This is a genomic window from Buchnera aphidicola (Macrosiphum euphorbiae), from assembly GCF_005237295.1.
GTDB classification, from domain to species: Bacteria; Pseudomonadota; Gammaproteobacteria; order Enterobacterales; family Enterobacteriaceae; genus Buchnera; species Buchnera aphidicola_AP.
The window spans coordinates 112,169-126,665 of sequence record NZ_CP033006.1 but is presented as its reverse complement, the minus strand read 5'-3'; the positions used below and the strand labels follow the sequence as shown (position 1 = coordinate 126,665).

Below are 14,497 nucleotides of genomic sequence, written 5' to 3'. Positions count from 1 at the left end.
CAAAGCATAAAAACTATTAATTATTCCTCAAGAATACAAATTCTATTTAATTCTAATTAGGTTCAATATCTATAAACCATTTAACCTTTTTAGAAACAGTAAAAATATTAATTAAATCAATACATTCATTTAATATACTTTTAAGAAAAGAACGTGAAGAACATTGAATTAATAATTTATGAAAATATTTTTTCTTATTTTTTGGCAAAAAAGTATTATAAGGACCTACACACCATAAAAAAAAATTATGTTTATTAGATTTTTTTTCTAAGATTTTACGAATTAAACTTAAAAAAACTATATTATGTTCAGCGTATAAACTTTCTGAATAAATAACACTCTGAAAGCTCCAAGGAGGTAATAAAAAACTTTTTCGAATTGATAATATTTTCTTCGAAAAAGAAAAGTATCCATTATTACATATTTCTTTTAAATTTAAATCATTAGGAAATGATGTTTGTATAAATATTTTAAATGATTTTTTTATTTTTCTAGTTAATTGAACTAAATTAATATAAAACTGAGCAAAATATTCTACAGCACGAAAATTAAAAGATAAAAAATAATTATCAATACAAATCAAAACAATTAATTGTATATGCGGAAAATAATATTGTTGAACAACTTCTTCAGTTGTAATAATGATATAAGGATTTAAAATAGAAAACTCATAAATTTTCGTATTTAATATTTTTTGATCTATGTTTTTTTTACTTAATAAAAAGAACAAAGAAATATTTGGAAAAATATTTTGTATTTTATCTTTAATTTTTTCTATTCCTATACTTGTTATAATTAGAGAAAGAAATCCACAATTAAAACAAAAAATTGGTTTTTTGATTTGAATTAAACAAAATTTACAAGATAATATATTGCGATATTGATTAATTTCTAAATAATCATGACAAATACTACATTCAAATATCCAATTACATTTATTACATTTTAATACATAAAAAAATAAACTAAATTTATTAAAAATTAATAAGACTTGTTTTCTTTTAAAATTTTTATGAATTTCATTTATTAAAGTCAAAGATAGACCAAATTTTATTTTATCTTTTTTTAAATCAATAATATTATTATTCAATCTATTCACATGATTACATGAATATAATTTAATGTAAGAACACTTTTTATATAAAATATTATACAATGTTTTTAACGAAGGAGTTTCTGAGTCTAGAATTATCGGTATATTTTCTTTATATGCTCTTAAAATGCCTAAATCTCTAACATTATATCTACATTCATTTAAGCTTTTATATTTCAAATTGTGTTCTTCAAGAAAAATAATAACACCCAATCTTAAAAATGGTAAAAAAATACTTTTTCCTGTACCAATAACAATAGAATTTTCACCATTTTTTGTTCTGATCCAGTTTTTAAAGTATTTAGTACTAGTTAATTTTGAATGTATTATATCAATAGGGATGCTAAAATATTTTTTTAAAAATACTAAAATTATATTTATATTTTTAATGTAAGGAACTAAAATTAAAATTTGCATACCTTTATATAATACGGACTTAATCAAACCTAAATAAAATTTAACTTTTGAATATAAATTAATTTTAGTTAACAACCAAGATGAAAAACATTTTTTTATTAAAATATCATTAAGCACAATCGATGTTCTGACATTTAAAAAAAAATCTTTTTTTAGTGTTAATATTTTTTTTTTAAAAAAAATCTTATTATCAGTATTATTTTTACATAGTTCTTGAATTTCTAATTTTTTTAAAATTGCTTTAGATAAGTTGTATTTTTTTAATTCAGTACTTAAAACACTTTTTTTCCTTAAAAAAATTAAAGTATGTAATTGTTTTTTTTTTCTTTTTAAATGGTTTAAATCTAATTCCCGACCCTTTTTTGTTATACTCCACTCAGAAATATATTTATTTTTTATAATATAATTAGAATGTAAAATCTTTGGTAAAATAAAAAAAAATATATTTCCAATAGGACAATGATAATTTTTACTTATCCATTCCAAAAGATCTAATATAATATTAGGATAAAGTGATTTAGTATCAATCAATGATTTAATATATTTCAAATTTAATTGACTTATATCATTTTTTTTATAAATAGCAACCACGACACCTATTATATATTTAGAATTAAAAGGAACTAAAATTCGTCCTCCAATAACAGGACGCATACAATTAGGTGCAAAATATTTAAAATATTGTCTAATAGGAATAGGTAAAACAACTTTTACAATAATCACTGATATATCCATCAAAATATATTAAAATTTTTTTTATTAAATTCACATTGTTTAAATATTAAACATATATTACATTTAATTTTCCGAGCAGTACAAATATGCCGACCATGTAAAACAAACCATGCATGAAAGTTTAATTTAAAAATGTTAGGAACTACTTTAATTAATTTCATTTCAACTTCTTTCACATTTTTCCCTTTAGCAAAATTAGTACGATTCGATACTCTAAAAACATGTGTATCTACAGCAATAGTTTTCTTTTTAAACAGTATATTTAAAAGAATGTTAGATGTTTTTCTTCCTACACCAGGTAAAGACTCTAATTCAATACGATTATTTGGAATAATTCCATTGTATTTAGTTAATATTAAAAAAGAACTACGAATAATATTTAATGCTTTAGTATTGTATAAACCGATATCTTTAATGTAATTTTTAAGACATGCTAATCCTAATGATAAAATACTTTCAGGAGTATTTGCTATTTTAAATAACATTTTAGTAGTTTTATTTACAATAACATCAGTAGATTGAGCCGAAAGCATTACAGATAATAATAATTCAAAATCGGAAGAAAAAATTAATTCTATCTTAGGTTCAGGATATTTACTGTTAAATATCGATAAAATTTTATAACGTTTTTCTTTATTCATTATAATATTATTTTTTTATTTTATTAACACATGAACATTGCAAGGAATTTTCAATTATATTTTTTTTATAACATACATCTATAAAATTTTTAATAGCAATTATAAAACCTAATACAAAAAAACCACCAGGTGGGAAAATAGCTAAAATTATTGTATGTTTTTTATCTAATAATGTAATAAAAGTTGAACTATCTATACTCGAAATAAACTTATTAGCTCCAAAAAATAAAGTTCCATTACCCAATATTTCACGTATAGAACCTATGATAAACATAGAAAAAGTTGAACCTAAACCTATAAAAATACCATCAAAAAAAGATTCTATTATAGATTTTTTATAAGCGATAAGATCTGCTCGTCCTACAATAATACAGTTAGTAACTATTAATGGAATAAAAATACCTAAAGATTGATATAAATTAAATTGATACGCATGAATTAACATTTCTATAGATGTAACAACAGAAGAAATAATTACCATATAAATTGGAATTCTTAAATCTTTAGGTATAAGTTTTTTAAGAATAGAAATAATTGTATTTGTAAAAGTTAATACTAAAGTAGTTGTTATCCCTAATCCTATAGCATTGATAGAATTAGTTGTCATTGCTAAAACTGGACATAGTCCTAATAATTGGACTAAAGAAGAATTTTTTTTCCATAATCTATCATATAAAAAATATTTAATATTCATGAACATCTCTATCTAATAAATCAAATTTTGATGGTATATTTTTAATAAAAAAAACAGTTCTTTTAACTGCATTTGTTACTGATTGTGGTGTTATTGTAGCTCCTGTAAATTGTTCAATTTTTCCTCCATATTTTCGCAACGTAAAATTATTATCTTCGATAGAAGATACATACATGCCAGTAAATTTACTGATCCAATCAGAAATAGATAATTCAATTTTATCTCCAATTCCAGGTGTTTCCTTGTGAGACAAAACTCTTACCCCAATAATTTTTCCATTAAAATATGCCGCAACTAACATATAAATAGAACCAGAATATCCATCAGGTGCTGTAGTTTCAACAATTGCTGCTTCAGGTATTTTATTTTTTTTAAATAATATCCATAAATTATGAGTTTTATCATCTCCTAAAAATTTATTTTTAATTTTATACGTTTTTTTTTCAAACATATGATACATATTAGAAGGAATAACCTCTTCTAATATTTTTTTTTTTCTTTTTCTTTTTGACAAATAATTTTATTTTTTGTTATATTATTTATTAATATTGTCCCAAATATAAATAAAATTGAAAAGATACTCATTAAAAAAGCGTTTTTTAATATTTCTTTAAAAATTTTCATATCTTATTATGACCATATCCAGAAGTTTTTGTACAATAATCTATTAATGGAACTGTCATATTTGCAAATAAGACAGAAAAAGCAATTGCATCAGGATAATCACTATAATTACGAATAATCCAAACTAAAGTACCAATAATAATCCCAAAAACTATTTTTCCTATATTAGTACAAGAAGTAGTCACTGGATCTGTAGAAATAAAAAATGCACATAGCATAGTTCCACCAGAAAAAAAATGAACTAATGGAGACATAAATAATTTTTCTGAATAACAATAAGTTGTCATTGACAAAATACCTAATGAAGTTAAAAAACTTATTGGAATGCGCCAACAAATAATTCCTGCAAACAATAAACAAACACCACCTAAAAAAAAACTTATATTTATATACTTCCAACTGGATTGAACAGAAATTTTTTTATTTTTTAAGATATACTTTTTTAATGAAAAATCATCTTTCATCAAATGTGACTTAATCTTAAAATCATTTAAAGGAGTAGCTTCTGTAAAAGAATCAGGAGTAATGTTTAAACTAGGATCATCAATGCTATTATTTTTATCAATATGGTCTATATGATCTTTTAAAAAAATAACATATGCAGATTGTTTTAAATCATTAAAAAAAGAAACAGAAAAATCTCTTTTATGCCAATCATTCATGTAAATGGGAAAAGATATCAATAATACTACATATCCAACCATAGCTGGATTAAATATATTTTGACCAAGACCACCATATAAATGTTTTGTCACAATAATAGAAGAAATTAAGCCAATGATTATCATCCACCAGGGAAGTAAAGGAGGAATACTAACTCCAAATAAAACTGAAGTTAAAACTGCTGAATTATCTTTCAAATTAATTTGAACTTTTTTAAAACGTATTTTTAAAATAGTAATCTCTAGGAACAAAGCAATTAATATAGAAAATAAAATTTGTATTAAAACACCGCTACCAAAAAAGTAGAATTTAGCAACAATACCCGGAATACAAGCTAAAATAACTAAAAACATTATTTTTCTAACACTATAAAAATTATATATATAAGGAAAGTTCATTTTTCTTCTTACATGATTTATTATTATAAAATATATTTATATAAAACTCTATTTTTTAGATTGCATGCGTTTTATTGCATCTTGAACTCTTTTTTTTCGTATATTTTTTTTTATATCATTAATATTTTTATCTATTTTTTGTTTTGAAAATAAATTAGCATTTTTAATAAGATTAAAATTCTTATCATTTATATTAATGATTCTTTTTACATCTAATAATCGTTCCTCTCTTTTTTTAAAACGAATTAATGATATTTTTTTACGATTATTTTCTAATTTAATATTTTTTAAAATAATTTTCTCTTGTTTAAAATATTTTACTAATGGAATATAACTAGGACATACTTTTTCACATGCTTTACATTCAATACAATCTAAAACATAATGTTTTTTTGTTTGTTCATGATTTTTTCTTTTACTATACAAATAAATTTGCTGGGGGAGCAAATTTACTGGACATACATCTGAGCAATAACTACATCGAATGCAATTTTGTTCAGTGATATTCTTATATTTTTCTTCTTCAAATGCAATTGAAATGCAATTTGTCTTTTTTAAAACAGAATAATTTACATCACTAATCTTTTTCCCCATGAATGGACCCCCTAAATATATAGATTCAATAAAATATTTGTTTAATTTTTCTTTAGTTAAAAAATACTTTATTGGAGTTCCAATCCTAACCCAAAAATTACCAGATAAAAAATTCTTGTCGCTTAAAAAAGTTACAATACGTTCCGTTAATGGTTCTCCATCAATAATTGCTCTTTTCATAGAAAATATTGTAGCAACATTAAAAATAAGATATCCTATATCTATAGAGTGTTTATCATAAGGTATTTCTTTTCCTGTTAAAGATTTAATAAGTACCTTGCTACTACCTCCAGGGTATTTTTTTTTAATAATACAAATTTTAAATAATGATTCATTTTCAATGAAATCATGAATTTTTGAAATTAATTTAACGTTATTTTCTTGAATAGCAATAAAAACTATTTTAATTTTAGTAATCCAACAAATAATCTTGCATCCTATTAAAATTTCATCAATATGATTATATATTAAACACTTATCTGATGATATATAAGGTTCACTTTCCACAGCATTTACAATTAAAGTGTGTACTTTATTAATACTTAACATTAATTTTTTTGCAGAAGAAAATTGACCTCCTCCAAGACCAACAATACCTGATTGATGGATTATTTTAATTAGTTTTTCAGGAGTATGTTTTGTATAATTTTTAATAGGATTTAATCTAATCCATTTGTCTCGATAATCAGAAGAAACTACAATTTTTATATTTTTTTTAATAGGATCGGAATTAAAATAAATATTCTCTATTAAACCTGAAGTGGGTGCATGAATAGGCACATCAAAATTATCACTAAAAATTAGAGGTTGTCCACGCAACACTTTTTGATTTATTTTAATACGTAATTTTTTATTACAAAAATCACCTTTTACAAAAATAAAAAATTTATCAGGGAGAGGTAGAGACTTTAACAATAAATCGTTAGATTTATTTTTTTCTAATAAATATTTTAAACCACCCTTAAAATCATATTTTTTTTTATGTTAAAAACAGAGAAAATTATTTTTTTCCATAAAATTAAAGGAGGAAAATTTTTAAAAAATTTTTTTATTTTTGATAAATTTATATTATTCATATATCTCTTTTTTTTATTTTAATACAATCAGTAGGACAATGTAATATACAAATATTACAACCAGTACAAAATCTTTCTAAAACTGTATGTATAAAATTAGGTGCACCAACTATTGCATCTACTGGACAAAAAGTCGCACATTTTGAACATCCAACACAGTTTTTTTCATCTATCCATACAACATTATGTTTTAGTTTTTTGTTTTTATTTTTAATGATTAAATTTTCTTTAGATTCTTCTATATTCAAGACATCAGCTATTTCTAATATAAGATCAGCACCACCAGGAGTACATTTATCAATTTTTTCAGAGTTTTGCACAATTGCTTTAGCGTACGGATAACATCCAGAATATCCGCATTGAGCACATTGACTTTGAGGCAATAATTTATTCACTATTTCTATAGCAGGATCTTTTTTAAACTGAAACTTATAAGCAGTAAAACTTAATATAATTCCCAATAGAAAAGATAACGTACCAAAAATAAAAAGTATTAGCATCATCAAAATTTTATTAAACCTTTAAAACCCATAAATGTAATAGATATTAAACCTACAGTAATTAAAATAATTGGAGCACCTTGAAATGGCAACGGAATATCAGATGATATTATACGTTCACGAATACAAGAAAAAATAATCATTACTAAAGTAAATCCCAATGAGGCACTTATTCCATAGAATATACATTCTAAAAATGTATGATTCAAATACAAACTGAATAACGGAATAGCTAAAACCGCACAATTAGTTGTAATTAACGGAAGAAAAATTCCAAGTAAACGATATAAAATAGGACTAGTATTACGTAGAACTATTTCTAAGAATTGAACACTAAACGAAATAATTAATATATAAGCTATAATTCTTAAATAAACTAAATCAAGAGGCAATAAAATAAAAAAATTCACAGACCATAATAATACTGATGATATAAGTACAACAAAAGTAGTTGCAAAACTCATTCCACAAGCAGTTTCAATTTTACTTGAAGCCCCTAAAAAAGGACATAAACCAAGAAATTTTACTAAAATAAAATTTTCAATTAATATGTTAGAAACAAAAAATAAAATATAATGTTTCATTTACAATTCCTGTAATTAAGCACATTGATTGTTCTCTTAATCATTCAATTATTTTAGATTACATCTATTAAAAATAAAAATTTTTTATTATTTAAATGAAATTATGAACCATATTTAATATAATTCTTAATTAAGCGTTCTGTTGTATCTACAATTGTTTGAGTATAAAAATCAATTTCAATATTCATTAAGCTACCATTTTTTTTATCTTTTATAGTAGTAGATAAAAAAGTGTGGGGTATAATATTAACACAAAATTCATTTTTAATAATATCTCCAATAGTAAGACTAATTCCATCAATACAAATAAATCCTTTATAAAAAACATATTTCATTAACGATTTATTTCTCATTTTTAACCATATAACACAATTGTTGTTATCTGATTTTAATATTTTAGAGATTTCAGCAGTATTCATAATATGACCAGATATTATATGACCACCAACTTCATCTCCATATTTTACTGATCTTTCGATATTAATATCATCTCCAACATCTAATATTCCTAAATTAGTAGTTTTTAAAGTTTCTTCTATAACATCACATGTTATATAAGAATTATCAATTAATTTTACAGTTAAACAACATCCATTATGTGATACTGAATCACCCAATTTTAAATTTTTAGATAAAATAGATGGTATTTTAACTTTATAGATATATTTTTTCTTTTTCTTTTCTATAGAAACAATAGTAGCAATTCCATTTACGATACCTGTAAACATAATATTTCCTTAAAATAATAATTTTAAATTTATTTTACAAATATTAATTATATAAAAAATAAAATATTTTTTATAAATCTCCAATCTTTTATAAAAAGTATTTGTATATTGGATTAATAATAATATATAATTTAAATCGTAAGAATATTAAAAAATTTTTTAATATTTACGTTCGTAGCTCAATTGGTTAGAGCACTACCATGACATGGTAGAAGTTGGTGGTTCAAGTCCACTCGAACGTATTAAAAAATATAAATTTATAGGTAATTTTTATTTGATCGAAAAAACTATTAGGAAATATAACAATAAATCGTTTTTAATAGCTTTTAGTGGCGGATTAGATTCCACAGTTTTACTTTATCAATTACTAGAAATAAAAAAGAAATACTATATAAAAATACGTGCCATTCATATCAATCATAATCTTACTTCACTTTCAAAAAAATGGACAGAACATTGTAAAAAAATTTGTCATGTAAATTACATACCTTTAATTATTGAAAATATTAATATTAAAAAAAATACAAAAAATATTGAAGAAACATTAAGAATAAAGCGATATAACATTATATACAATCATTTACTTCCCAACGAAATACTGCTTACTGGTCATCATATGAATGATCAATGTGAAACATTTATTTTATCCTTGAAAAGAGGAAGCGGTCCTACGGGACTTTCTAGCATGTCTTTTGAGACTTTATTTGGAACCAAAAAAATAATTCGACCCTTTCTAAAAAAAACAAAAAAAGAACTAAAACTATGGGCAATAAAAAAAAATTTACAATGGATTGAAGATTTTAGTAATTTAAACATTGATTATGATCGTAATTTTATACGAAATAAAATTATTCCTATACTAGAAAAAAGATGGCCTTATTTTTTAAAAAATTGTTTTCGTACAACGAATATATGTCAAAAAGAAACTATGTTGCTAAATTACTTTCTTCATAAAAAAATTTATCATTTTATACAATATGATGATTCTTTAAATATTGAAAATTTTAAAAATATGAAAAAAGAAATGTGTACAGCGTTAATTAGATATTGGCTTTCATTAAAAAAAATAAAAATACCTTCTTACAAAAATATTCAATGTATTTATCATCAAATAATTTTTAGTCGAATAGATGCAAATCCTAAAGTAAGTTTAAAAAAATATGAAATAAGGCGTTATAAAAAATCATTACACTTTATAAAAACACAACCTGATATTAAAAGTATTTTATTATTTTGGCATAAAAAAAACGAAAAACTAACACTTCCAAATAATTTAGGATATTTAATAAAAAATAATAATGGCATGACACTTCCAGCACCTAAAAACAATGAATTAGTTAACATTCGTTTTCAATACGAAGGAAATGTGCTAATTTTAGGGAGGAATAAAAAAAGAAAAATAAAAAAAATTTGGCAAGAAAAAAATATTCCTCCTTGGTTAAGAAATCAAATTCCACTTTTATTTTATAACAATAATTTAATCAGCGCTCTAGGATTATTTGTTGTTAATATAAAAAATCAGTATAGAAATGCTTGGACAGTATCTTGGAAAAATGATTTAAAATCAAATCATAATGATTTTTTTTCATTTTATTAGTACACTTTTATTGAGTGTAATTTCTTGTATATTTTCAAAATAAATTTATTTCTATCTACACAGATCAATTAATTCAAAAATTTTTTTTACACTAATTCTAGTGTATAATGGGATAAATTGATTTATTTGGTGAGATAATAATGGTTCTTTGATGCTATTCCAAGTCAATTTTGCAATTAAAAAAGATTCTGTTTTAATTGCTAAATCAGGCATGATTGGTTTTAAGAAAATCATAACAATTCTAAATAAATTAATACCCATTGTGCAAATTTTTTGTAATTCTAGAATATTTATTTCTGTTCTTTCAATATTCCATGGTTTTTTTTCATTAATATATTGATTAGCTATATCTAGCAATCTCATGGACTCTCTTACAACACGACTAAATTCACGATTTTCTAGAAAATTTTCAATATTACTACTGACATCAACAAAATATTCATATAATTTAATATCACTTATTGTACTCGATAGATATCCATTAAAATATTTATTAATGAAACTAGCATTTCTTGATGCTAAATTAACTAATTTATTAACAATATCATTATTTATTTTATGAACAAAATCTTCTAAATTAATTTCAATATCATGAATTTTATTAGATAACTTACTTGCATAATAATAACGCAAACTATCTGAATCAAAACATTTAATCCAATCGCTAGCTTTAATTAAAGCACCTCGTGATTTTGATAATTTTAATCCATTCATAGTAAGATAACCATGAACAAAAATTCCACTAGGTTTTCTAAAGGAAATGGCTTCCAATATTGCAGGCCAAAACAAAGTATGAAAATAAATAATATCTTTACCAATAAAATGATACAATTCATAATTGGATTTTTCATTCCAAAATTCATTAAAGTTTAACTCTTTATTTTTAAAACAAAGATTTTTAAATGCACTTATATAACCAATAGGAGCATCAAGCCAAACATAAAAATATTTATTAGGATATTTAGGAATTTTAAATCCAAAATAAGGTGCATCTCGAGAAATACCCCATGATTTTAAACCTACTTTGAACCATTCTTCTGTCTTCTTAATAACTGAATTTTCTAAAACACCTGAATGTATCCAATTTTCTAGCATTTTACTAAAAAAAGGCAAATCAAAATATAAATGTTTTGTATTTTTTAAAATAGGTTTTTTACCTGAAAGAACAGATATTGGATCAATTAAATCAGTAGCTTCATAAGTCGAACTACATATTTCACAATTATCACCATATTGGTTTTTTGATTTGCAAATTGGACATATACCTTTTATAAAACGATCTGGAAGAAAAATTTTTTTTACATCATCATATAATTGAGAAATATTTTTTTCTTTAATTAAACCTTTTTCATTTAAACATCTGAAAATCTTTCTTAATAAATATAAATTTTCTAAACTATGAGTTGAATAATAATTATCATGTGAAATCTTAAAGTTCAAAAAATCTATTTGATGTTCTTTTCTAATATTTTTAATTAATTGATTTGAAGATATCCCTAAATCTTCAGATTTTAACATTATAGCAGTACCATGAGCATCATCAGCAGAAACAAACCATACTTCATGACCACGCATTCTATGATAACGCACCCATATATCTGCTTGAATGTGTTCTAACATATGACCAATATGAATAGAACCATTTGCATAAGGTAAAGCACAGGTAACTAAAATTTTTCTAAGTACATTTGACATAATATTATATTTTTTAAAATAAAAAAAATGATATGGAAAATAGAATTAATCATAAACCATTATTTATTGAAATAGTTTTTATTAATAATAAATTTATAAGACATTTGAAAAATTAGAATATAAAAAATATCTTCTTTAGAAATCTATTCCTCATTAATACGGCTAGGTACTACTCCATTTTGAATTTTATATTTAGCTTCTTGTCTTAAATTATAAGGACGTAAAACTGATTGAGATAAAACTTCAAAACTAAGAGCTGCAATCTTCATTTTAGGATGTAATGCCAAAGTTAATTTTCCTGCATTAAACATTTCTAAAACAATATTACCCTTCCAGCCTGGATCAATACGATGTGCAGTAGCATGAATCATTAATCCTAGACGAGCTAAAGAAGAACGTCCATCTAACCAACCAACTAAATTATTTGGAATTGTAATATTTTCAAAAGTAGACGATAAAATTAAACAACCCGGTTGTAAAAAGCATGGTTTTTCTTTAGAAAAAATTATTTCATTACTTATAATTCCTGATAATTTTGATGTTCTATTTATTTTAGAACTACTTAAATCAATACAAGAGCTAGTATGCTCGTAAAAAAAACGAAATTTATTACTAAGATGTATATCAACAGTAATTCCATTAATTAATTTTTTTTCAGGATAAGGTTCTATAATCAATTCTTTTCTTTCTAACCATTCTTCAATATCTTTATCACATAAACGCATTTTTATTCCTATAATATAATTGAAATATCTTAATATCGTATGTGATGAAATAAATACAAAATATATTATTAAGAAACAGATAGATTTTTATAGCAGAGATACTATTTAACATCTTCTGCTATTGTAATTTTTCATCATAAGAGATAGTGATCATATTAAGAAATATGATTTTTATATATAAATATTGCATATTCTAACATTGTTTTTTATTGAGACCAATGTGTATGAAAGTAACCAGTCTTATCTGTTCTTTGATAAGTATGTGAACCAAAATAATCTCTTTGAGCCTGAATAAGATTAGCTGGCGAATGTAATGTTCTATAACTATCATAATAAGATATTGCTGCAGAAAAAGTTGGTACAGAAATACCATATTTTATCGCATAAGTAACAATACTTCGTAATGATCTTTCGTATTCATTAGCTATTTTTGAAAAGTAAGGTGTTAATAACAAATTAATTATATTTCCATTTTCGGAATATTCTTCTGTTATTTTTTCTAAAAAATTTGCTCGTATAATACATCCAGATCTAAAAATTTTAGCAATTTCTCCGTATTTTAAATTCCAATGATATTTTTCTGAAGCTCTTTTTAGTTGAGAAAAACCTTGAGCATAAGAAATTATTTTTCCTAAATACAAGGCTTGTCTAACTTCTTCAATAAAACCACTTTTATTTTTAATAGATATTTTTATATTAGGTCCTTTTAATATTTTTGATGCAATCATACGTTGTTTTTTTAAAGAAGACAAATAACGTGAAAAAACAGATTCAGTAATTAATGAGAGAGGTTCTCGAAGCTCTAAGGCATTTTTACTAATCCATTTACCTGTGCCTTTATCTTCTGCTACATCTAAAATACAATCTATTAAATATTTACCATCTTTATCTTTTTCAATAAAAATATTTTTTGTTATTTCAATTAAATAACTATTTAATTCACCTTTATTCCATTCAGAAAATGTAGATGATAATTCTTTATTACTCATATTCAATAAATTTTTTAATAAAAAATATGATTCTGATATTAATTGCATATCACCATATTCAATACCATTATGCACCATTTTTACATAATGACCTGCACCATTTGGACCAATATAGCTCACACATGACTCATCTTTGAATTTTGCAGATATTTTTTTTAACATAGGCAGTACGAGTTCATATGCTTCTTTTTGTCCTCCTGGCATAATAGATGGACCATTTAATGCTCCTAATTCACCTCCAGATACTCCCATACCAATGAAATTAATGCCGTATTTAGATAGTTCTTTACTTCTTCGAATCGTGTCTTTATAAAAAGTATTACCAGCATCAATTAATATATCTTCTTTTTCTAAATAAGGCGTAATCAGATTAATAGTTTCATCAGTAGCTTTTCCGGATTGAACCATTAATAAAATACATCTAGGTTTTATAAGTGAATTAATAAAATCTTTAATAGAAAAATATGGAAAAAGATTTTTCTTTTTGTTTTTCTTAATTACTTCTTCTGTTATTGAACTTGTTCTATTAAATATAGATACACTATAATTTTTACTCTCAATATTTAACGCTAAATTTCGCCCCATTACCGCCATTCCTACAACCCCAATTTGTTGTTGTGACATTTTTTTCTCCAATTAAAATATGCTGAAAAACACTTAATAATTATTTTGAAGATTATTAAATTTTATTTCAATTCTTACACAATAAATGATATTACAAAAATTTTCAATTTTTCATTGATC

Annotated in this window: 12 protein-coding genes, 1 tRNA gene and 1 pseudogene; 2 read left to right on the top strand and 12 right to left on the bottom strand. The window is 23.2% G+C overall.

What is annotated here, in order from left to right; translation table 11 throughout:
• Positions 1-52: 52 nt before the first annotated feature.
• From priA to D9V71_RS00560, 9 genes and pseudogenes are all read right to left on the bottom strand, one after another.
• On the bottom strand, positions 53-2,233 hold the full coding sequence (priA, locus tag D9V71_RS00600; RefSeq protein WP_158340457.1) for a replication restart helicase PriA: 2,181 nt from the start codon (positions 2,231-2,233) through the stop codon (positions 53-55).
• An 11-nt stretch (positions 2,234-2,244) separates the two neighbouring features.
• Complete coding sequence (nth, locus tag D9V71_RS00595) at positions 2,245-2,886, bottom strand: endonuclease III (RefSeq protein WP_158340456.1); 642 nt, start codon at positions 2,884-2,886, stop codon at positions 2,245-2,247.
• A 7-nt stretch (positions 2,887-2,893) separates the two neighbouring features.
• Positions 2,894-3,580 (bottom strand): electron transport complex subunit E, encoded by a 687-nt coding sequence (locus D9V71_RS00590; protein ID WP_158340455.1) that lies wholly within the window; start codon positions 3,578-3,580, stop codon positions 2,894-2,896.
• On the bottom strand, positions 3,570-4,040 hold the full coding sequence (locus D9V71_RS00585) for an RnfABCDGE type electron transport complex subunit G (RefSeq protein WP_244278917.1): 471 nt from the start codon (positions 4,038-4,040) through the stop codon (positions 3,570-3,572). The genes D9V71_RS00590 and D9V71_RS00585 overlap by 11 nt, the downstream gene beginning before the upstream one ends.
• A gap of 160 nt (positions 4,041-4,200) precedes the next feature.
• Positions 4,201-5,265, bottom strand: a complete 1,065-nt coding sequence (locus D9V71_RS00580) for an RnfABCDGE type electron transport complex subunit D (protein WP_158340454.1) — start codon at positions 5,263-5,265, stop codon at positions 4,201-4,203.
• 48 nt (positions 5,266-5,313) lie between these two features.
• Positions 5,314-6,822 (bottom strand): annotated as a pseudogene (rsxC, locus tag D9V71_RS00575) (electron transport complex subunit RsxC); the annotation flags it as partial.
• A gap of 109 nt (positions 6,823-6,931) precedes the next feature.
• Complete coding sequence (locus tag D9V71_RS00570) at positions 6,932-7,435, bottom strand: RnfABCDGE type electron transport complex subunit B (RefSeq protein ID WP_158340914.1); 504 nt, start codon at positions 7,433-7,435, stop codon at positions 6,932-6,934.
• Between the two features lie 2 nt (positions 7,436-7,437).
• The gene (gene rsxA / locus D9V71_RS00565) at positions 7,438-8,019 is read right to left on the bottom strand and encodes an electron transport complex subunit RsxA (RefSeq protein WP_158340453.1); all 582 of its coding nucleotides are present in this window, start codon (positions 8,017-8,019) and stop codon (positions 7,438-7,440) included.
• A gap of 101 nt (positions 8,020-8,120) precedes the next feature.
• Positions 8,121-8,747 (bottom strand): riboflavin synthase subunit alpha, encoded by a 627-nt coding sequence (locus D9V71_RS00560; RefSeq protein WP_158340452.1) that lies wholly within the window; start codon positions 8,745-8,747, stop codon positions 8,121-8,123.
• Positions 8,748-8,915: 168 nt separating this feature from the next.
• Here D9V71_RS00560 and D9V71_RS00555 point away from each other — a divergent pair.
• A tRNA-Val gene (locus D9V71_RS00555) sits at positions 8,916-8,989 on the top strand.
• Positions 8,990-9,021: 32 nt separating this feature from the next.
• Positions 9,022-10,344, top strand: coding sequence for a tRNA lysidine(34) synthetase TilS (tilS, locus tag D9V71_RS00550; protein ID WP_158340451.1), 1,323 nt, complete (start codon positions 9,022-9,024; stop codon positions 10,342-10,344).
• A gap of 51 nt (positions 10,345-10,395) precedes the next feature.
• On the opposite strand, the gene metG is transcribed toward tilS, so the two are convergent.
• The 3 genes from metG to gndA form a co-directional block, all read right to left on the bottom strand.
• Positions 10,396-12,039, bottom strand: coding sequence for a methionine--tRNA ligase (metG, locus tag D9V71_RS00545; RefSeq protein ID WP_158340450.1), 1,644 nt, complete (start codon positions 12,037-12,039; stop codon positions 10,396-10,398).
• Between the two features lie 143 nt (positions 12,040-12,182).
• Complete coding sequence (gene dcd, locus D9V71_RS00540; protein ID WP_158340449.1) at positions 12,183-12,764, bottom strand: dCTP deaminase; 582 nt, start codon at positions 12,762-12,764, stop codon at positions 12,183-12,185.
• Between the two features lie 206 nt (positions 12,765-12,970).
• Complete coding sequence (gene gndA / locus D9V71_RS00535; protein ID WP_158340448.1) at positions 12,971-14,377, bottom strand: NADP-dependent phosphogluconate dehydrogenase; 1,407 nt, start codon at positions 14,375-14,377, stop codon at positions 12,971-12,973.
• Positions 14,378-14,497 lie beyond the last annotated feature (120 nt).